Annotated in this window: 14 protein-coding genes and 1 pseudogene; 4 read left to right on the forward strand and 11 right to left on the reverse strand. The window is 72.3% G+C overall.

Going from position 1 to position 20988, the window contains the following annotated elements:
* Window positions 1-12: 12 nt before the first annotated feature.
* The 3 genes from fusA to rpsL all read right to left on the reverse strand — a co-directional run bounded on the left by fusA (window position 13) and on the right by rpsL (window position 3061).
* Window positions 13-2112: an elongation factor G gene (fusA, locus tag ACI78S_RS10855; protein WP_456973054.1), complete on the reverse strand. Its 2100-nt coding sequence runs from the start codon at window positions 2110-2112 to the stop codon at window positions 13-15.
* Window positions 2113-2214: 102 nt separating this feature from the next.
* The gene (gene rpsG, locus ACI78S_RS10860; protein ID WP_456540938.1) at window positions 2215-2685 is read right to left on the reverse strand and encodes a 30S ribosomal protein S7; all 471 of its coding nucleotides are present in this window, start codon (window positions 2683-2685) and stop codon (window positions 2215-2217) included.
* Window position 2686: 1 nt separating this feature from the next.
* Window positions 2687-3061, reverse strand: coding sequence for a 30S ribosomal protein S12 (gene rpsL, locus ACI78S_RS10865; RefSeq protein WP_153359811.1), 375 nt, complete (start codon window positions 3059-3061; stop codon window positions 2687-2689).
* Window positions 3062-3668: 607 nt separating this feature from the next.
* Here rpsL and ACI78S_RS10870 point away from each other — a divergent pair.
* The 4 genes from ACI78S_RS10870 (at window position 3669) to ACI78S_RS10885 (ending at window position 6652) form a co-directional block, all read left to right on the forward strand.
* Window positions 3669-4622: a hypothetical protein gene (locus ACI78S_RS10870; protein ID WP_456973057.1), complete on the forward strand. Its 954-nt coding sequence runs from the start codon at window positions 3669-3671 to the stop codon at window positions 4620-4622.
* Window positions 4623-4646: 24 nt separating this feature from the next.
* Window positions 4647-4865, forward strand: a complete 219-nt coding sequence (locus ACI78S_RS10875) for a hypothetical protein (RefSeq protein WP_456973059.1) — start codon at window positions 4647-4649, stop codon at window positions 4863-4865.
* 78 nt (window positions 4866-4943) lie between these two features.
* Entirely contained in the window at window positions 4944-5984 is a 1041-nt protein-coding gene (locus ACI78S_RS10880; protein ID WP_456973061.1) for an LLM class F420-dependent oxidoreductase, read from the forward strand.
* Window positions 5985-5986: 2 nt separating this feature from the next.
* Window positions 5987-6652 carry an SIMPL domain-containing protein gene (locus ACI78S_RS10885; RefSeq protein ID WP_456973063.1) on the forward strand — a complete coding sequence of 222 codons (666 nt, stop codon included), beginning with the start codon at window positions 5987-5989 and terminating at the stop codon, window positions 6650-6652.
* 205 nt (window positions 6653-6857) lie between these two features.
* On the opposite strand, the gene ACI78S_RS10890 is transcribed toward ACI78S_RS10885, so the two are convergent.
* The 8 genes and pseudogenes from ACI78S_RS10890 to ACI78S_RS10925 all read right to left on the reverse strand — a co-directional run.
* Window positions 6858-10760 carry a DNA-directed RNA polymerase subunit beta' gene (locus ACI78S_RS10890; protein WP_456973065.1) on the reverse strand — a complete coding sequence of 1301 codons (3903 nt, stop codon included), beginning with the start codon at window positions 10758-10760 and terminating at the stop codon, window positions 6858-6860.
* Between the two features lie 92 nt (window positions 10761-10852).
* Window positions 10853-14362 (reverse strand): DNA-directed RNA polymerase subunit beta, encoded by a 3510-nt coding sequence (rpoB, locus tag ACI78S_RS10895; RefSeq protein WP_456973067.1) that lies wholly within the window; start codon window positions 14360-14362, stop codon window positions 10853-10855.
* 443 nt (window positions 14363-14805) lie between these two features.
* Window positions 14806-15633 (reverse strand): hypothetical protein, encoded by an 828-nt coding sequence (locus tag ACI78S_RS10900; protein WP_456973069.1) that lies wholly within the window; start codon window positions 15631-15633, stop codon window positions 14806-14808.
* A 5-nt stretch (window positions 15634-15638) separates the two neighbouring features.
* Window positions 15639-16331, reverse strand: a complete 693-nt coding sequence (locus ACI78S_RS10905; RefSeq protein ID WP_456973071.1) for a hypothetical protein — start codon at window positions 16329-16331, stop codon at window positions 15639-15641.
* Window positions 16332-16383: 52 nt separating this feature from the next.
* Entirely contained in the window at window positions 16384-17655 is a 1272-nt protein-coding gene (locus tag ACI78S_RS10910; RefSeq protein WP_456973073.1) for an MlaD family protein, read from the reverse strand.
* Entirely contained in the window at window positions 17652-18899 is a 1248-nt protein-coding gene (locus ACI78S_RS10915; RefSeq protein WP_456973075.1) for an MCE family protein, read from the reverse strand. Before ACI78S_RS10915 ends, ACI78S_RS10910 begins: the two co-directional genes overlap by 4 nt.
* On the reverse strand, window positions 18896-20131 hold the full coding sequence (locus ACI78S_RS10920; RefSeq protein WP_456973236.1) for an MCE family protein: 1236 nt from the start codon (window positions 20129-20131) through the stop codon (window positions 18896-18898). The genes ACI78S_RS10915 and ACI78S_RS10920 overlap by 4 nt, the downstream gene beginning before the upstream one ends.
* Window positions 20128-20793: pseudogene (locus ACI78S_RS10925) on the reverse strand (MCE family protein); the annotation flags it as partial. The pseudogene ACI78S_RS10925 and the gene ACI78S_RS10920, both read right to left, overlap by 4 nt.
* Window positions 20794-20988 lie beyond the last annotated feature (195 nt).

Raw genomic sequence — 20988 nt, forward strand, 5'->3', positions numbered from 1 at the left:
CCGCCGGCCGGGTTACTCGCCGGTGGCCTTGGCGATGATCTCCTTGGCCACGTTCTGCGGGACCTCGGCGTACGAGTCGAACACCATGGTGTAGCTCGCCCGCCCCTGGGTGCGGCTGCGCAGGTCGCCCACGTAGCCGAACATCTCCGAGAGCGGGACCAGGGCCCGGACGACGCGGGCGCCGGAGCGCTCCTCCATCGCCTGGATGATCCCGCGCCGGGAGTTCAGGTCGCCGATGACGTCACCCATGTAGTCCTCGGGCGTGACGACCTCGACGGCCATGAGCGGCTCGAGCAGGGCCGGGTCGGCCTTGCGCGCGGCCTCCTTGAAGACCATCGAGCCAGCGATCTTGAAGGCCATCTCCGACGAGTCGACCTCGTGGTACTGGCCGTCGACCAGGGTGGCCTTGATGCCGACCACGGGGTAGCCGGCGAGGATGCCGTACTGCATGGCGTCCTGGATGCCCTGGTCGACCGAGGGGATGTACTCCTTCGGCACGCGGCCACCGGTGACGGCGTTCTCGAACTCGTAGGTCGCCGAGTCGCCGCTGATGGGCAGCGGCTCGAGGGTGACCTGCACCTTCGCGAACTGGCCGGAGCCACCGGTCTGCTTCTTGTGCGTGTAGTCGTACTTCTCGACCCGCTTGCGGATGGTCTCGCGGTAGGCCACCTGCGGCTTGCCGACGTTGGCCTCGACCTTGAACTCGCGACGCATGCGGTCGACGAGGATCTCCAGGTGGAGCTCGCCCATGCCGGAGATGACCGTCTGACCGGTCTCCTCGTCCTGGTGGACGCGGAAGGTCGGGTCCTCCTCGGCCAGCTTCTGGATGGCCGTGGACAGCTTCTCCTGGTCGGCCTTGGTCTTCGGCTCGATCGCCACGTCGATGACCGGGTTGGGGAAGGTCATCGACTCGAGGATCACCGGGTGCTGCGGGTCGGACAGCGTGTCACCGGTCGTCGTCTGCTTGAGGCCGACGACGGCGACGATCTGGCCGGCGCCCACGCCCTCGCGCTCCTCGCGCTTGTTGGCGTGCATCTGGTAGATCTTGCCGATCCGCTCCTTGCGGTCCTTGGTGCTGTTGAGCACCGGGGACCCGGAGGCGACCTTGCCCGAGTAGACGCGGACGTAGGTCAGCTTGCCGAGGTGCTGGTCGGTCTGGATCTTGAAGGCCAGCGCGGAGAACGGCTCGCTCTCGTCGGCGTGCCGCACGACCTCGGTCTCGCCGTCGAGCGCGGTGCCGACGATCGACTCGATGTCCAGCGGGCTGGGCAGGTAGTCGACCACCGCGTCGAGCAGGGGCTGGACGCCCTTGTTCTTGAACGCGGTGCCGGTGAGCACCGGGTTGACCTGGCCGGCGATAGTCGCCTTGCGGATGGCGGCCTTCAGCGTCTCGACGGAGATCTCCTCGCCGCCGAGGTAGGCCTCCATGAGGGCGTCGTCGGTGTCGGCGACGGCCTCGAGCAGCTTCTCCCGGTACTCCGCCGCCTGGTCGGCGAGCTCGGCCGGGATCTCCTCGACCGAGTAGTCCTCGCCCATCTGCGTCTCGCCGCGCCAGGTGAGGGCGCGCATCCCGACCAGGTCGACGACGCCGATGAAGTCGGCCTCGGCGCCGATCGGCAGCTGCAGCACCAGCGGGTTGGCGCCGAGCCGCTCGACCATCATGTCCACGCAGCGGAAGAAGTCGGCACCGGTGCGGTCGAGCTTGTTGACGAAGCACATCCGCGGGACGCCGTACTTCTCGGCCTGCCGCCACACCTGCTCGGTCTGCGGCTCCACGCCGGCGACGCCGTCGTACACGGCCACCGCACCGTCGAGCACCCGCAGCGACCGCTCCACCTCGACGGTGAAGTCCACGTGCCCGGGGGTGTCGATGATGTTGATGTCGTGGCCGTTCCAGGAGCACTTCGTCGCGGCCGACGTGATCGTGATGCCGCGCTCCTGCTCCTGCTCCATCCAGTCCATCGTGGCCGCGCCGTCGTGGACCTCACCGATCTTGTAGTTGATACCGGTGTAGAAGAGGATGCGCTCGGTCGTCGTGGTCTTGCCGGCGTCGATGTGCGCCATGATCCCGATGTTGCGGGTCTTGGCGAGCTGGGCCTTGGTGTCGGCCATGTCCTTACTCCTCTTGCTGTCAGTCCACGTGCGGGGTGTCCGTGCGCGGGTGCCGGGGGTGTCCCGGCGCTCCCGCGGTCAGCGGGCGCCGCTGGACCTGCGTCACCAGCGGTAGTGCGCGAAGGCCTTGTTCGACTCGGCCATCTTGTGGGTGTCCTCGCGGCGCTTGACCGCCGCACCCAGACCGTTGCTCGCGTCGAGCAGCTCGTTCATCAGGCGCTCGGTCATCGTCTTCTCCCGGCGGGCCCGGCTGTACTGGATCAGCCAGCGCAGACCGAGGGTGGTGCTCCGGGAGGCGCGGACCTCGACCGGCACCTGGTAGGTCGCACCACCGACGCGGCGGCTGCGGACCTCGAGGGCCGGCTTGACGTTGTCCAGCGCCCGCTTGAGCGTGACGACCGGGTCCGTGTCGGTCTTCGCCCGGCAGCCCTCGAGGGCGCCGTAGACGATCGACTCGGCGACCGAGCGCTTGCCGTCGACCAGCACCTTGTTGATCAGCTGGGTGACCAGCGGCGACTGGTAGACCGGGTCGGCGACCAGCGGACGGCGCGGCGCGGGGCCCTTGCGCGGCATGTCAGCTCTTCTCCTTCTTCGCGCCGTACCGGCTGCGAGCCTGCTTGCGGTTGCGGACGCCCTGCGTGTCCAGCGAACCGCGGATGATCTTGTAGCGGACGCCCGGCAGGTCCTTCACACGGCCGCCGCGCACGAGCACCATCGAGTGCTCCTGCAGGTTGTGGCCGACGCCCGGGATGTAGGCGGTCACCTCGATGCCGCTGGTGAGACGGACGCGAGCGACCTTGCGCAGCGCCGAGTTCGGCTTCTTCGGCGTCGTGGTGTAGACGCGGGTGCACACGCCGCGGCGCTGAGGGGAACCCTTCAACGCCGGGGTCTTGGTCTTCTCGACCTTGTCCTCGCGGCCCTTGCGGACCAGCTGCTGGATCGTGGGCATGGGTGGCCTGGATCTCCTGCCTGCGCTGGGTGGTGCTCTAGGAACTACTGCTCTGGATGTCGTGCCGTGCTGGTGGTGCGTGCTGGTGGTGCTCTGGCGGTGCCGGCCCTGCTCGGGTCGTGACCGGGACCAGCCCGCCCGGCACCGTCCGGTCCACGCGGTCGGGCGTGTCACCCTTCCCCGGAACCGGCCGCTGTCGACGGACCGGATCGGTCGCCCCTCGCGACTCGGCGCCGCCTCCCCGGCCTCGACCGGGGGGACCCCGGTGTCCGGGAGGACACCCAGGCGCACCGCGAACGGGAGCAGGCCCAGGGCACCCTGGGCACGGCTGACCACGATACCCGCGCCGGAGAAGCCGGTGCAAACCGGGTCCCCATGTCGACCTGGACCCGTGCCCGCACCCGCCGCGGCGGGATCTCACCGGGGTAACGGGGGCGTCCCCGGAAGGCTTCCCGGGTGTGCGGTACGTCTCCCGGGCCGCGACGACAGTACCCCGGTCGCGCGTCCGCGGGACCGGCCCGCCGCGCCGGACCGCGGGCGCGCGCGACTGTCGGTCCCCCGCCGTAGCGTCCCGTGTGTCCGATCCCGTTCCGGCACCGGAGGTCCCGTGCTCCTCGACTCGGCCCGCGAGCTCAAGGCTCGCGTCCTCGCCGGCGTGCGCGCCGTCCCGGTGGCGCGGGAGGTCGGCGGGACGGCGGCGCCGCGGGTGGCCGTGGGGCTCGTCCCGGAGGGCAAGGGCCGCGCGCGGCTGGCCGTGCGGCTCGGCTCGTCCGCCGACCGGGAGCTCCTCCCGGACCTCGGCCCCGCGGCGGCCACCGAGCTCGAGCTGCGCGTGATCGGCCCGGTGCGCGCCCTCTCCTCCCCCACGCCCGACCGGCTCCGGCAGCGGGTGCGGCCGGTGCGCCCGGGCCTCTCGGTCGGGCACCCCTCCGTCACAGCGGGAACGCTGGGTGGGTTCGTGCGGCTCGACGGCCGGCTCGCGGTGCTGTCCAACAACCACGTGCTCGCCGCGAGCGACGCCGCCGCGGTGGGTGACCCGGTCCTGCAGCCCGGTCCCGCTGACGGCGGCTCGGACACCGACCGGATCGCGACGCTCACGGCCTTCCGCCGGTTCACCGAGGAGCCGAACCTCGTCGACGCCGCCGTCGCCGTGCTCGACGACGGCGTGGCGGCGGAGCCGGGGGCCCTGCCCGGCGGCCCGCTGGACGGCCCGGTGGCGGCGAGCGCCGGCATCGACCCCGACGAGCTGGTCGAGAAGGTCGGGCGGACGACGGGGCACACCCGCGGCCGGGTCTCCGCGGTGGAGGTCGACGGGGTCGCCGTCCAGTACGACCAGGTCGTCCACGTCTTCGACGACCAGGTCGAGGTGGAGGGGCTGACCGGCGCCTTCAGCGCGGGCGGCGACAGCGGCTCGGTGATCTGGCGCAGCGGCGACCGGGCTCCGCTGGCGCTGCTCTTCGCCGGCAGCGAGCAGGGCGGCAGCGCCGGGGGTGGCGTCACCTTCGCCAACCCCCTGGCCACGGTGCTCGACCTGTTCGGGGTGGAGTGGGTGTCGTCCTGACCCGTTGAGGGGCACCATGGGCTGGTGAGCCCCGACCGAGCCACCGCGCGCGCGGCCAAGAGCGCCCTCGCGCAGCGGCTGTCCGCCGAGCCGGGTGTCGTGGGGATCGGCCTGGCCCGCGGGGCGGGTGGCTACGTGCTCAAGGTGAACCTGGCCGACGCCGCGGCGGCCGGCCGGGTCCCCGGCGTCGTGGACGGCGTCCGGGTGGTCACCGAGGTGGTCGGGGCCGTCCGACCGCTCTGAGAAGGGGCCCCTGCCCCCACCGCTCGCGGGCTCGCGGCGGGTCCCTGCGGGGGGCCACCGGGCGGGTAGCCTGCGCGAATGCGCATCGGCATCCAGGCCAGCTACGCCGGGGGTTTCCGGCAGACGGCTGAGGAGATCCGCGATCTGGAGGCCGCGGGGCTCGACGTCGCACTGGTCTCGGAGGTCTACACCTTCGACGCGGTCAGCCAGCTGGGCTACCTGGCGGCGGTCACCGAGCGGGTGCAGCTGATGAGCGCCATCTTCCCGATCTACAGCCGCACGCCGGCCCTGACGGCGATGACCGCGGCGGGGCTGGACTTCGTGAGCGACGGCCGGTTCATCCTCGGGCTGGGTGCCTCCGGGCCGCAGGTGATCGAGGGTTGGCACGGCCTCCCCTACGACGCGCCGCTGCAGCGCACCCGCGAGGTCGTGGAGATCTGCCGGCAGGTGTGGCGGCGCGAGCGGCTGGAGCACCACGGCAGGAAGTACGACATCCCCCTCCCGGCGGAGCGGGGGACGGGGCTGGGCAAGCCGCTCAAGCTCATCAACCGCCCGGTGCGGGAGCGCATCCCCGTCATGCTGGCCGCGATCGGCCCCAAGAACGTCGAGCTCGCGGCCGAGATCGCCGAGGCCTGGCAGCCCATCTGGTTCCACCCCGAACGGGCGGCGGACATGTGGGGCGAGTCCCTCGCCGCCGGCAGGGCCAAGCGGGACCCCGCGCTCGGCGAGCTCGACATCGTCGTCGGCGTGCCGGTGGCCGTGGGCGAGGACGTGGACGCGCTGCACGACGCCGTCCGGCCGCACCTGGCGCTCTACGTCGGCGGCATGGGCGCTCGGGGCAAGAACTTCTACAACGACCTCGCGGTGCGCTACGGGTACGAGGCCGAGGCGCGGGAGGTCCAGGACCTCTACCTGTCCGGCAAGAAGGACCAGGCCGCCGCGGCGCTGCCCGAGGAGCTGGTGCGGGCGGTGTCGCTGATCGGGCCGGAGTCCTACGTCGCCGAGCGGGTCGCCGCGCTGGCCGAGGCGGGCGTCACCACGCTGAGCCTGCAGCCGCTGGACGACAGCCCCGGAGGCCGGCTGCGGACGGTGGAGACCATGCGCCGCATCGCCGGCTGACCGTGAGCACGCCGGCCGCCCCCACCGTCGCCGTCCGGGGGTCGTGGAGCGGGGAGGTCCCGCCCGAGCTGGCCCGCGTGCGGATCGCCGTCGGCGCCCGCTCCGGTGACCGCGCGCAGGCGCTGCGCGACCTCACCCGCCGGATCGACGAGGTCCGGACGGCGCTGGGCGGTTACGGCGCGGCCGTCGAGTCGGTCGAGGCCGGCACGCTGTGGGTGCGGCCGCAGGTCAAGGACGGCCGCCCGCGGGAGCGGGTCACCGGCTATCTCGCCGGCGCCCAGCTGACCGCGGTGGTGGTCGACTTCGCCGTCCTGGGGGACCTGCTGCTGCGGCTGGCCGACCGCGACATGCTCGCCCTCGAGGGCCCGTTCTGGGAGCTTCGCCCGGACAGCAACGCGTACCGGCGAGCGCGCACGGAGGCCGTCCGGGACGCGCGGCGGCGGGCCGAGGAGTACGCCGCCGCCGTCGGGGCGCGGCTGACCGGCCTGGTGGAGCTGGCGGACGAGGGCGTGTCCGGCCACGAGGGCCTCGCCGTGGCTCCGGCGATGTTCGGCCGGGCAGCGCACGACAGCGTCGCCGACGAGGTGCGCTTCGAGGTGGAGCCGGTGCCCCAGCGGGTGCACGCCTCCGTCCAGGCCCGCTTCACCTGCACCCAGCCCGCCCTCTGACGTCCTCCCCCACCGCGACGACTCCTCCCTCGTGCCGCACCGCCAGGGAGGAGGGGCCACGACCAGGTGACCTGATCGTGGCCCCGGCACGCGGAAGGGCCCCGCAGCCGGACGGCTGCGGGGCCCTTCTCGTGAGGTGCTGGAACGGCGCCCCCTGCAGGGTCCCGCTACGAACTCGTGAGCAGCGGGGGGCAGGAGGTGTTTCTCAGCCGCGCCAGTCGTACTCCTCCAGGCGCACGGCCTCGCCGCTGCCCTGGCCGAAGACGTCGGGGCTGTAGTACTGCCCGTCGTCGTAGCCGGCCATCGTGTAGACCGCGGCGCGGGCCTCCTCGGTCGGCTCGACCGTGATGTTCCGGTAGCGGCTGATGCCCGTACCCGCCGGGATCAGCTTGCCGATGATCACGTTCTCCTTGAGGCCGAGCAGGCTGTCGCTCTTGCCCTGGATCGCGGCGTCGGTGAGCACCTTGGTCGTCTCCTGGAAGGAGGCGGCCGACAGCCACGACTCGGTCGCGAGCGAGGCCTTGGTGATGCCCATCAGGACCGGACGGGCCGAGGCCGGCTCGCCGCCCTCGGCGACGACGCGGCGGTTCTCGGTCTCGAACAGCGTCCGCTCGACCAGCGCACCGGGCAGGAACTCCGTCGCACCCGAGTCGATGATGGTCACCCGCTTGAGCATCTGCCGGATGATCACCTCGATGTGCTTGTCGTGGATCGACACGCCCTGGCTGCGGTAGACCTCCTGGACCTCGCGGACCAGGTGCAGCTGCACCTCGCGCGGGCCCATGATCCGCAGCACCTCGTGCGGGTCCACCGCACCCTCGGTGAGCTGCTCGCCGACCTCGACGTGGGAACCGTCCTCGACCCGCAGCCGCGACCGGCGCGACAGCTTGTCGTAGACGACCTCGTCGGAGCCGTCGTCCGGGGTGATGGTCAGCTTGCGGAACTGCTCGCCGTCCTCGATCCGGACCGTGCCGGCCAGCTCGGCGATCGGGGCCTTGCCCTTGGGGACGCGGGCCTCGAAGAGCTCCACCACACGCGGCAGGCCGTGGGTGATGTCCTCACCCGCGACACCACCGGTGTGGAAGGTGCGCATCGTCAGCTGGGTGCCGGGCTCACCGATCGACTGGGCGGCGATGATGCCGACCGCCTCGCCCACGTCGACCAGCTTGCCGGTCGCGAGCGACCGGCCGTAGCAGGTGGCGCAGGTGCCCAGCAGCGACTCGCAGGTGAGCACGCAGCGGACCTTGACCTCGGCGATACCGGCGTCGATCAGCTGACCGATGAGGACGTCGCCCAGGTCCTGGCCGGCCTGCGCGACGACGGTCCCGTCCTCGGCCAGCACGTCGGCGGCCAGCGAGCGGGCGTACACGCCGGTGGCCACGTGCGGGTCGCGGACCAGCTGGCCGTCGACGACCGTCGCGATCGGCATGACGACGCCGCGCTCGGTGCCGCAGTCCTCCTCGCGGATGATGACGTCCTGGGAGACGTCGACCAGCCGGCGGGTGAGGTACCCGGAGTCGGCGGTCCGCAGTGCGGTGTCGGCCAGACCCTTGCGGGCACCGTGCGTGGAGATGAAGTACTCCAGCACGGACAGACCCTCCCGGAAGTTGGCCTTGATCGGCCGCGGGATGATCTCGCCCTTCGGGTTCGCCACCAGGCCGCGCATGCCGGCGATCTGGCTGATCTGCATCATGTTGCCCCGGGCGCCCGAGTTGACCATGACCCAGACCGGGTTGGTGGTCGGGAAGTTGTCCACCATCGCCTGGCTGACCTCGGCCCGCGCGCGGGTCCAGATCTCGATGAGCTCCCCACGACGCTCGGCGTCGGTGATGACGCCGCGCTCGTACTGGCGCTCGATCTTGCGCGCCTCCTCCTCGTGCCGGTCGAGGATCTCCTGCTTGGCCGGCGGGGTGACGACGTCGTCGATCGCGATCGTGACGCCGGCCCGGGTGGCCCAGTGGAAGCCGGCCGACTTGAGGGCGTCCAGCGTCGCCGCCACGTGCACCTTCGGGTAGCGCTCGGCGAGGTCGTTGACGATCGCCCCGAGCTCCTTCTTCGGCACCTGGTAGTTGACGAAGCGGTAGTCCTCGGGCAGGGCCTCGTTGAACAGCACGCGGCCCAGGCTGGTCTCGACCATGGCCGGGGCACCCGGCGTCCAGTCCTCCGGCTGCTGCCACGGCTCGTTCACGCCGTTGTCGACGCCGTAGACCTCGTCGAGGCGGATGTAGGCCCGCTCCTGCAGACCCAGGACGCCCTTGTCGTAGGCCATGACCGCCTCGGACGTGGACGAGAACGCCGCCGGGGAACCACCGTCGGCCTCGTGCCGGCTCGGCACCAGGGTCGTCAGGTGGTACAGGCCCAGCACCATGTCCTGGGTCGGCGCGGTGATCGGACGACCGTCGGCCGGGCTCAGGATGTTGTTGCTCGACAGCATGAGGATGCGGGCCTCGGCCTGCGCCTCCGCCGACAGCGGCAGGTGCACGGCCATCTGGTCACCGTCGAAGTCCGCGTTGAACGCGGTGCAGACGAGCGGGTGGATCTGGATGGCCTTGCCCTCGACCAGCTGCGGCTCGAAGGCCTGGATGCCGAGGCGGTGCAGCGTCGGCGCCCGGTTGAGCAGCACCGGGTGCTCGGTGATGACCTCCTCCAGGACGTCCCAGACGACGGGACGGGCGCGCTCCACCATCCGCTTGGCGGACTTGATGTTCTGCGCGTGGTTGAGGTCGACCAGCCGCTTCATGACGAACGGCTTGAACAGCTCCAGCGCCATCTGCTTGGGCAGACCGCACTGGTGCAGCTTCAGCTGCGGGCCGACGACGATGACCGAGCGGCCGGAGTAGTCGACGCGCTTGCCGAGCAGGTTCTGCCGGAACCGGCCCTGCTTGCCCTTGAGCAGGTCGGACAGCGACTTCAGCGGACGGTTGCCCGGCCCGGTGACCGGACGACCGCGCCGACCGTTGTCGAACAGCGCGTCCACGGACTCCTGGAGCATCCGCTTCTCGTTGTTCACGATGATCTCGGGCGCGCCGAGGTCCAGGAGCCGCTTGAGCCGGTTGTTCCGGTTGATGACGCGGCGGTACAGGTCGTTCATGTCGCTGGTGGCGAAGCGGCCACCGTCGAGCTGCACCATCGGGCGCAGGTCCGGCGGGATGACCGGCACGCAGTCCAGCACCATGCCCATGGGCGAGTTGCGGGTCTGCTGGAACGCCGCGACGACCTTGAGCCGCTTCAGGGCCCGCAGCTTGCGCTGGCCCTTGCCGGTGCGGATCGTCTCGCGCAGCGAGGCGGCCTCGGCGTCGAGGTCGAAGTCGGCCAGCAGCTTCTGCAGGGCCGCGGCACCCATGCCGCCCTCGAAGTACTCGCCGAAGCGGTCGCGCAGCTCGCGGTAGAGGCCCTCGTCGGCGATGAGCTGCTTGACCTCGAGCTTGCGGAAGGTGTCCATCACCTCTTCGAGGCGGTCGATCTCCCGCTGCGCCCGGTCGCGGATCTGGCGCATCTCGCGCTCGCCGCCCTCGCGCACCTTGCGGCGCACGTCGGACTTGGCACCTTCGGCCTCGAGCTCGGCCAGGTCGGCCTCCAGCTTCTGCTGGCGGGCCTCGACGTCGGCGTCGCGACGGTTCTCGAGGGTGGCCTTCTCCGCGCTGATCTCGGCCTCGACGGTGGGCAGGTCGCGGTGGCGCGCCTCCTCGTCGACCGAGGTGATCAGGTACGCGGCGAAGTAGATGATCTTCTCGAGGTCCTTGGGCGCCAGGTCGAGCAGGTAGCCCAGGCGCGAGGGGACGCCCTTGAAGAACCAGATGTGGGTGACCGGCGCGGCCAGCTCGATGTGGCCCATCCGCTCACGGCGCACCTTGGCGCGGGTGACCTCGACACCGCAGCGCTCGCAGATGATGCCCTTGAAGCGGACGCGCTTGTACTTGCCGCAGTAGCACTCCCAGTCCCGGGTGGGACCGAAGATCTTCTCGCAGAAGAGGCCGTCCTTCTCCGGACGGAGGGTGCGGTAGTTGATGGTCTCCGGCTTCTTCACCTCACCGTGCGACCACTGGCGGATGTCCTCGCCGGTGGCCAGCCCGATGCGGAGCTCGTCGAAGAAGTTGACGTCGAGCAAAGTGGTGACCCCTTCCAGGGGCTAGTTCTCTGTCCTGACCAAGTGGGGTGGCCGGCCGGCCCCGGGAGCCCGGGGCCGGCCGGCGGGACGGTTTAGACGTCCTCGACGCTCGACGGCTCGCGGCGGGAGAGGTCGATGCCCAGCTCCTCCGCGGCCCGGAAGACCTCGTCGTCGGTGTCGCGCAGCTCGATCGCCTGCCCGTCGCCGGAGAGCACCTCGACGTTGAGGCACAGCGACTGCAGCTCCTTGAGCAACACCTTGAACGACTCCGGGATGCCCGGCTCGGGGATGTTCTCGCCCTTGACGATCGCCTCGTAGACCTTGACGCGGCCGAGGATGTCGTCGGACTTGATGGTCAGCAGCTCCTGCAGCGCGTACGCCGCGCCGTAGGCCTGCATCGCCCAGCACTCCATCTCGCCGAACCGCTGGCCACCGAACTGCGCCTTACCACCCAGCGGCTGCTGCGTGATCATCGAGTAGGGGCCGGTCGACCGGGCGTGGATCTTGTCGTCGACCAGGTGCAGCAGCTTGAGGATGTAGACGTAGCCCACCGAGATCGGCTCCGGGAACGGCTCGCCGGAGCGGCCGTCGAAGAGCCGGGCCTTGCCGGTCGGGGCGACCATGCGGTTGCCGTCGCGGTTCGGGATCGTCGACTCGAGGAGGCCGACGATCTCGTCCTCCTTGGCGCCGTCGAACACCGGGGTCGCGGTCCGCGTGCCCGGCTCGGCCGAGCGCGCCGACGCGGGCAGGTTGGCCGCCCACTCGGGGTCGCCGTCGATCTGCCAGCCGGACTTGGCCACCCACCCGAGGTGGGTCTCCAGCACCTGGCCGACGTTCATCCGGCCCGGGACGCCGAGCGGGTTGAGCACGATGTCGACCGGGGTGCCGTCCTCGAGGAACGGCATGTCCTCGACCGGCAGGATCTTCGCGATGACGCCCTTGTTGCCGTGGCGGCCGGCGAGCTTGTCACCGTCGGAGATCTTGCGCATCTGGGCGACGTAGACCCGGATGAGCTCGTTGACGCCGGCGGGCAGCTCGTCGCCGTCCTCGCGGGAGAACACGCGGACGCCGATGACCTTGCCGGACTCACCGTGCTTGACCTTCAGCGACGTGTCGCGGACCTCGCGGGCCTTCTCGCCGAAGATCGCGCGGAGCAGCCGCTCCTCGGGGGTCAGCTCGGTCTCGCCCTTGGGCGTGACCTTGCCGACGAGGATGTCGCCGGGGACGACCTCGGCACCGATGCGGATGATGCCGCGCTCGTCGAGGTCGGCGAGGACCTCCTCGGAGACGTTCGGGATGTCCCGGGTGATCTCCTCGGCGCCGAGCTTGGTGTCGCGCGCGTCGACCTCGAACTCCTCGATGTGGATCGAGGACAGGACGTCGTCCTGCACGAGGCGCTGCGACAGGATGATCGCGTCCTCGTAGTTGTGGCCCTCCCACGGCATGAAGGCGACGAGCAGGTTCTTGCCCAGCGCCATCTCGCCCTGGTCGGTGCACGGCCCGTCGGCGATGACCTGGCCGACCTCGACCCGCTGCCCCTCGTCGACGATCGGGGTCTGGTTGATCGAGGTGCCCTGGTTCGAGCGGCGGAACTTCAGCAGCCGGTAGGTCTGCCGGGTGCCGTCGTCGGCCATGACGGTGACGTAGTCGGCGGTGGAGTCCTCGACCACACCGGCCTTCTCGGCCACCACGACGTCGCCGGCGTCGACCGCGGCGCGCAGCTCCATGCCGGTGCCCACGAGCGGGGCCTCCGAGCGGAGCAGCGGCACGGCCTGGCGCTGCATGTTCGCGCCCATGAGCGCGCGGTTGGCGTCGTCGTGCTCGAGGAACGGGATCATCGCCGTCGCGACCGAGGTCATCTGCCGCGGCGAGACGTCCATGTAGTCGACGTTCTCCGGGGAGAGGTAGTCGACCTCGCCGCCCTTGGTGCGGACCAGGACGCGGTCCTCGGCGAAGCGGCCCTGGGCGTCGAGCGGCGAGTTGGCCTGGGCGACGACGAAGCGGTCCTCCTCGTCGGCGGTCAGGTAGTCGATCTGGTCGGTGACGACGCCGTTCTCGACCCGGCGGTACGGGGTCTCGATGAAGCCGAAGGCGTTGACCCGGCCGTAGGCCGACAGCGAGCCGATCAGGCCGATGTTCGGGCCTTCCGGGGTCTCGATCGGGCACATCCGGCCGTAGTGGCTCGGGTGCACGTCGCGGACCTCCATGCCGGCCCGCTCACGGGACAGACCACCGGGGCCCAGCGCCGACAGGCGGCGCTTGTGGGTCAGGCCCGCGAGGGGGTTGGTCTGGTCCATGAACTGCGACAGCTGGCTGGTGCCGAAGAACTCCTTGATGGAGGCGACGACCGGCCGGATGTTGATCAGGGTCTGCGGCGTGATCGCCTCGACGTCCTGGGTCGTCATCCGCTCGCGGACGACGCGCTCCATGCGGGAAAGGCCGACCCGGATCTGGTTCTGGATCAGCTCGCCGACGGTGCGCAGGCGGCGGTTGCCGAAGTGGTCGATGTCGTCGACGTCGTGGTCCGGCTCGCCGGCGTGCAGCCGGACGACGTACTCGATCGTGGCGACGATGTCGTCCTCGGTGAGCACCGCGGTGCCCTGCGGCACCTCGAGACCGAGCTTCTTGTTCACCTTGTAGCGGCCGACCTTCGCCAGGTCGTAGCGCTTGGCGTTGAAGAAGAGGTTCTCCAGCAGGGCCTGCGCGCTCTCCCGCGTCGGCGGCTCACCCGGCCGCAGCTTGCGGTAGATGTCGAGCAGCGCCTCGTCCTGCCCGGCGATGTGGTCCTTCTCCAGGGTGGCCAGGACGGTGGGCGACCACTGGAAGTGCTCGCGGATGCGGTCCTCGGTCCAGCCGAGGGCCTTGAGCAGCACGGTGACCGGCTGGCGGCGCTTGCGGTCGATGCGGACGCCGACGGTGTCGCGCTTGTCGACGTCGAACTCCAGCCACGCACCGCGGCTGGGGATCACCTTGGCGCTGAAGACGTCCTTGTCCGACGTCTTGTCCAGGGCCTTGTCGAAGTAGACGCCCGGGCTGCGGACGAGCTGCGAGACGACGACGCGCTCGGTCCCGTTGATGACGAACGTGCCCTTGTTCGTCATGATCGGGAAGTCACCCATGAACACCGTCTGGCTCTTGATCTCGCCGGTGGTGTTGTTCATGAACTCGGCGGTGACGAACAGCGGCGCCGCGTAGGTCATGTCCTTGTCCTTGCACTCCTCGAGCGACGCCTTGACGTCCTCGAAGCGCGGGTTGGAGAAGGACAGCGACATCGAGCCGCTGAAGTCCTCGATCGGGCTGATCTCCTCGAGGATCTCGGCGAGGCCGCCGACGGCGGTCTCCTGCTCCTCCGGCGAGAGGGTGGCCCGCCACGCCTCGTTGCCGACGAGCCAGTCGAACGACGCGGTCTGCAGCGCCAGCAGATCGGGCACCTCGAGGGGCTCGTTGATCTTGGCGAAGGAGACGCGGAGCGGGGCGCCGGGGATCTTCTGGGCGTCGGCGCCGCCGGTGCGGGGGCCGTCCTGCGGCTCCTGCGGGGTGGTGCGGGTGGTACCGGACTCGGTGGTGCTGGCGGAAATGCTGGTGGGGCGAGAGCCTGCCAAGATGCGTCCTTCCAAGGACTCACGACGTGCGGCCGGTGGGTGCGGGGTTTCGTCCTGGGTCGAAAGTCGGTAACGGCTGGCTGTCCACTGGTTCCGGCCCGGCGCGCGGTCCAGCTCGGTCGACCCGGGTGACCGGGACCGCTCCCGGGCACCCCTGGTGACCCGTCTCGGCGGGCAGGCAGTCAGGGGGCAGCGCAACAGGAGACCCTACCCCTGCTCGCGTGCGCTGTCCACGTCGGGGGGCTGGTTCGCGACCAGCGCCACACCCGGGTGGCAGGCGGACCGGACCGAGCAGGGGTCGTCGGGGCCGTTGCGGGAGCCATGATGCCAAATCCCGGGCCGCAGCGGCACTGCCACGCCAGGACGATCCCGTCCTTCTCCCGCCCCGCCCGCCCGGCACGGGCCCGCGGACGGGTCCGGCCCGAGCTCGCGCGGGTCCGGTCTCAGACCCCCGTGAGCACCGTGATCTGGTCGATCTTCCACCCGCCGTCGAGCTCGACGACGTGCACCTGGATGGTCTGGGTGCACGACGACGCGCCCTCGGGTGTCAGGCGGCAGCCCGAGCCCTCGGGCGCCGGCTCGCCGCCCGTGGTGACCGACTCGGTGACGTAGTCGCCGAAGACCACCAGCGTCGCCGCGTCCTGGGCGTCGTCGACCTGCTGCAGCGCGACGTCGGACACCTCGAGGCGGGTCGTCGCCGACACCTGCTCGGCGGACTCGACGATGCCGCCCTGCGTCAGGTCCTGCTCGTACTGGTCGCGCAGGTCGCCGGTGAGGACGTCGAGCTTGGCCGCCACGCTGCCCTCGGGGTCGCGGTAGTCGAAGGCGTACAGCGCCTCCACGGCCTCCCGGGTGGCGGCGAAGACGTCGGGGTCGACGTACGGGGGGTCGCTGCGCTGCCAGTACAGGTAGCCCGCTCCCCCGCCGGCGAGCAGGCACAGGAGGGCGAGGGTCAGCGCGAGACCGCGGCCGCGGCGCCGGCGGGCCGGCTGCTCGGCGACCGCGGCGGCGCGGGCGGTGCGGCGCGCGGCCGCGGTCGCGCCCGGGCGCGCCGTCCCCGCCGCCGTCGCGGCCCCCGGCTTCGCCGCGGCACCCGCCGGGCGACCCGGCCGCGGCGCGGGCACCGCGCGGGCGGTCCGCTCGGCCGCCGTGGCCGGCTCCTCCCGGTCGCGCCGGCTGCCCGCGACCCGCGGGCGCGGGCTCGGCCGGGCGGCTGCGCCGGGACGCGGGCGCGGGGTGGGACGGGGGCGCTCGTCGCGCTCGTCGGCCACGCCGCTCACCGCCCCGTGATCCCGGAGAGCAGCCAGCGGCCGTCGACCCTGGTCAGCTCCGCCTCGATCTCGTACCGCACCACCTGCGCCTGCTCCGAGGCGTTGTTCTTCTGGGTCGCCTGGAGGAACAGCACGACGGTCCCCCGCTCGGCGTCGGCCCGCGTCACCCCGGCGCCGACCACCTCCGTGCTCACCACCACCTGCGCGTCGGTGAACTGCCGGCGGCCGGAGTCGAGCAGCTCGACCGACTCCTCGCGCAGGTCGCCGGTGGTGACCCGCCGGGCCTCCTCGATGTCGTCGTCGAGGGTGACGTGGTCGAAGGAGGTGAGGTCGACCACGGCGGAGCGGGCGGCCTGCAGCACCTCGACGTAGTCGTCGGTGGTGACCGGGGAGCGCTCCGGCCGGGTGGTCCACAGCCACGCGGCCGCGCCCAGGAGCAGCACGAGCAGGACGGCCAGGACGGGCACCAGCGGCACGGAGGGCCGGGCCGGCCGGCGCGCCCCGGCCTCGTCGTCGTCCGCCGTCACCCTGTCGCGGGCTCCCCGCCGGCGCCGCCGCCGGGGCTCCGGTGCCGCGTCGTCGGCGGCGACCTCCCCGGCCTGCTCGGCCTCCGGCGTCCGCTCCGCCGGCTCCGCGGGGAACGCCTCGTCCCCCGGGAGCTCCTCGGTCAGCGCGCGGCCGCGCGTCTCGCTCGTCACCCGTGCTCCCCTCCACTCCGTCCGTCCGTGCAGCCCGCCGCGGCCACGGCGCTCACCCGCTCGAGCGGGCGAACGGGGTGGCCGACAGGATGCCTCCGAGCACCTCGTCGACGACCGCGGTCACCGCCTCGCCGCCGGCCGCGAAGCCGCCCTGGGGGCCCGGCGAGCCGACGCCCCCGCTGCGCCCGATGTTCTGCTCGCCGCGGATGTTCGAGCCCGACTCGTCCACGCCGTCGCCCGGTTCGGGGTCGGCGCCGTCGACCACGTCGCAGGCCACGTCCCCGGTGTCCACGCCGGCCACGGCGCCCGGGCTCGGGGTCGAGCCCGTGGAGACGTAGCCGCTGGTGCACGCCCGCGGGTCGTCGAGGTTGAGGACGAGCCCGAAGTGGGCGCGCATCGTGCCGCCGTCGTTGCGCACGACGGTGAAGCCGCCGGAGACGACGTCGGGGTAGGTCACCAGCATCTGCTCGACGCCGTCGAGCCGCGGGATCGTGACGCCGTTGAGGACGTCGAGGTTGCGCACCAGCGAGCCGAGACCGGGCCCGGCGTGCTCGACCAGCTGCCGCAGGGCGTCGCCGGCGTCGGGGGCGTCCACCACGAGGCCGCGCAGGTCGGGGTCGAGGTCGACGAGCGTCTCGGAGACCAGCCGCAGGTCGGCCGCCCACTGCTGGATCGCCGAGCGGCCGGCGTTCTGGGTGTCGAGCACCGTCCGGCCGTCGGTGATCAGCCGCAGCGTCTGCGGCAGGGACTCCTCGGCGCGGGTCAGCAGCAGGTCGCCGTTGTCGATCAGCCGCCCCAGGTCGTCGCCGGCGCCCTCGAAGGCCCGGCCGAGCTCGTCGACCACGATCCGCAGGTTCTCGACGTCGAGGGAGGTGACCAGCTCGTCCACGTCCAGCAGCAGCTGCTCCACGGGGATCGGGATCGCGGTGCGCTCGACCGGGATCACCGCGCCGTCCTCGAGGAACGGACCCTCGTCGTCGTCCGGGCGCAGGTCGACGTACTGCTCCCCCACCGCGCTGCGGTTGGCGACCACCGCCGCCGTGTCGGCCGGGATGCGCTCCGCTTCCGGGTCGATGGTGAGCGTCACCCGCACGCCGTCGTCGGTGAGCCGCATGTCGGTCACCCGGCCCACGGAGACGCCCCGGTAGGTGACCTCGGCGTTGACGAAGACGCCCCCCGAGTCGGCGAAGTCGGCGTGCACGTCGTAGCCGCTGCCCAGCACCACGCGGTCGAGGCCCACGTAGGTGAACCCCAGGTAGGCCGTGCCGAGCACGGCGAGGGTCGCGAACGCGACCAGCTTGAGCCTCGTCCTCCGCGGGATCACGGCGTGCCTCCCGGGAGGAGCGGCAGCCCGGGCAGGCCGGTCGGCCCGGGGAGGTCCCCGACGACCTCCCCGAGGTCGGTCGGCAGGCCCGGCAGGGCGAGCACGGTCGTCGTGGTGGTCGGGCCGCCCTGGTTGGCCGGCGGGGTGCCGGCCTGGCCGCAGGTGTCGCCGAGCAGCTCCTGCGGCTGGACCTCCAGCGCGCCGGTCACCGGGTCGACGACGTAGCGGCAGAGGACCTCGCGCAGGTCGAGGTTCAGCGTGGCGGTCATGTTGGTGAACAGGCCGTAGCCCCCGGTGCGCGAGTCGGGCCGGTACTGCAGGCCCGAAAGCGAGCTGGCCGGGAACGGGTAGGTCAGCAGCAGGTCCAGCGAGCCGGTCAGGTCCGAGCCGGCCGCGGCCAGCTGGCTGAGGATCGGCTGCAGCAGCTCGAGGTCGCGGACGGTGGCCTGCCCGGCCTCGGTGATGATCCGGGTGCCGACGTCGCCCAGCCGGTCGAGGCCCTGCAGCATCGAGACGAGCAGGTCCTCCTGCTGGTCGAGCACGTCGAGGCCGGGGCCGATGGTGTCCAGCGCGGTCTCGATCGTGCCGGTGCGCTCGGCCAGGGTGGCGGCGAGCGCGTCGACGCTGTCCAGCGCCCGGTCGATCTCCTCGCGCTGCTCGTCCAGCCCGCCGATGAAGACGTCGAGCTGGTCGAGGGTGGCCGCGAGCTCGTCCTCGCGGCCCTGCATCGCCTCGCCCAGCTCGCGGGTGATGGTCTGCAGCTGGGCCAGCCCGCCGCCGTTGAGCACCAGCGACAGGGCGCCGAGCAGCTCCTCGACCTCGACGTTGCGGTCGGTCCGGTCGAGGGTGATCAGCGAGCCGTCCTCGAGCCGCCCCCGCGCCGGCTCGCCGCCGGGCGCGGCCAGCTCGACGTACTTCTCCCCCAGCAGCGAGGACTGCTGGATCATCGCCACGGCGTTCGCCGGCAGGTCGACGTCGCCGTCGACCAGGACGGTCACCAGCGCGGTCCAGTCGTCGGAGAGCTCGATCCCGGTGACCCGGCCGACCGGGACGTCGGCCACCCGGACGCCGGACTGCGGCACCAGGTCGAGGACGTCGGCGAACTGGATCTGCACGGTGTACGGCTCGTCGCCGACGTCGGCGCCGCCGGGCAGGTCGAAGGAGTACGCGCCGCGGAAGCCGCAGCCGGAGAGCAGCACGAGCCCGGCCGCGAGGGCGCCGACCCGGCGCACCGCCGGGCTCACCGCGCACCCCCCACCAGCGGCAGGCCGGGCAGCGTGCCGCCGGTGCCGGCGCCGGTCCCCCCGCCGGAGATCCCGGTCAGCAGCTCCTGCAGGTCGGAGATGCCGTTGCCGTCGAGGTCGTCGAGCAGGCCGTCGGCGTCCGCGTCCCCGGAGAGCAGCCGCGCGCAGATCCGGTCGACCGGCGGCAGGGCCAGCAGCGCGGTGACGTCGTCCAGGTCGACCCCGGCCAGCTGCAGCCGGCCGGTCTGGGCCAGCACCTGGCAGACCAGGAGGTCGGCGTTCGTGGCGCCCAGCGAGTTGTCGCGGGTGTCGAGCGTGCCGAGGTCGGGGTTGTACGCGTGCGCCAGGTTGCCCAGCGCGGCGGGCGCGACGTCGAGCACCTCGGCCAGCGCCTCGCGCTGCTGCACGAGGGTCAGCGTCACGTCGGCCAGCCGGTTGACGTTCGTGGCGAGCAGCGACGTGTTCTGCTGCACGAACGCGGCCACCTGCCCCAGGGCCTGGCCGAGCAGCCGGACGGCGGCGGCGAGGTCCTCCCGCTCACCGGCGAGCTGCCGGGCCACCGCGGCCAGGTCGTCGTTGAACTGCCGCACCTGGCCGTCGACGGTGGCCAGCGCGGTGGTGAAGGTCTGCAGGGCGTCCAGGGAGCCGAACAGGTCGTCGCGGTTCTCGGCGAGGGTCCGCACCGCCTGCGAGAAGCCGGCCACCGTGCGGTTGAGCGCCTCGCCGTTGCCGTCGAGGTTCGCCGCGCCCGTGTCGACCAGGTCCGACAGCGCGCCGTCCGCGTTCGCCCCCGTGGGTCCGAGCGCCACCGACAGGTCGTCGAGCGCGCCGTAGACGGCGTCGAGCTCGACGGGGACCGCCGTCCGCTCGAGGGGGACGACCGCGCCGTCCTGCATCGTCGCGCCGCCGGTGTGCACCGGCGCGAGCTGCACGTACCGGTCGGAGACCAGCGAGGGCGCCAGCACCGCGGCGCCGGCGTCGGCCGGGACGTCGTGGTCGTCGTCGATCTCCATGTCCACGCGGACGCGGTCGCCCATGGGGACGACGGCGGTGATCGTGCCGACCGGGATGCCGAGGACCCGCACGTCCGAGCCCTCGTAGAGGCCGACCGCCGCGGTGAAGTACGCCGTCACGCGGTACGTGCCGGCCGGCCGCAGGACGCTGGACCCGATGGCCAGGAGCAGGACGGCGGTGGCCACGAGGGCGACACCGCGCTGCAGGGCGCCGGTCATCCGCCGCCCCCCGTGCCGCAGCCGACGGGCAGCGGGGTCCGGGCCGCGCCGCCGCAGGCGACCGAGCCCAGCACCCCCGGGAGCAGGTTCTCGACGAAGCTGTCGAACCAGCGCCCGTTGCCCAGGGTGTTGGTGAAGACGCGGACGAACGGGGCGAGCTCGGCCACCGTCTCGCCCAGCGCCGCGCGGTTGCGGGACAGGATGTCGGTGACCGTCGACAGCTGCTGCAGGGCCGGGGTGAGCGCCTCGCGGTTGTCGGCGACCAGCCCGGAGAGCTGGGTGGCCAGCTGCTGGGTGGTGGTGAGGATCGAGTCGATCAGCCGCCGGCGCTCCTGCACCTCCTGGAGGAGGACGTTGGAGTCGACGATCAGCCGGGTGAACTCGCCGTTGCGGTCGGCGAGCACCTGGGTCACCTGCCGCGTGGCGGTGAGCAGGTCGCGCAGCTGCTGGTCGCGGGAGGCGATCGTGTCCGACAGCCGGGCGAGGCCCTCCAGGGAGGTGCGGACCTCGTCGGGGGTGTCGGCGAACGTCTCCGAGAGCACCTCGAAGGAGCGGGCGAGCTGGCCGGTGTCGATCTGGTCGATCGTCGTGGACAGGTCGGCGAAGGCCTCGACGACGTCGTACGGCGAGGCGGTCCGCTCCAGCGGGATCGGCTGGTCGGGGTCGAGCTCGGCGGGGGGGGGGGGGGGGGGGGGGGGGGGGGGGGGGGGGCGCCCGGGGGGGGGGGGGGGGGGGGGGGGGGGGGGGGGGGGGGGGGGGGGGGGGGGGGGGGGGGGGGGGGGGGGGGGCCGCCCCCCCCCCCCCCAGCGCCAGGTACTTGGCCCCCAGCACGGTCTCGATCTTGATGGCCGCCTCGG

Source organism: Geodermatophilus sp. SYSU D00815 (assembly GCF_054050035.1).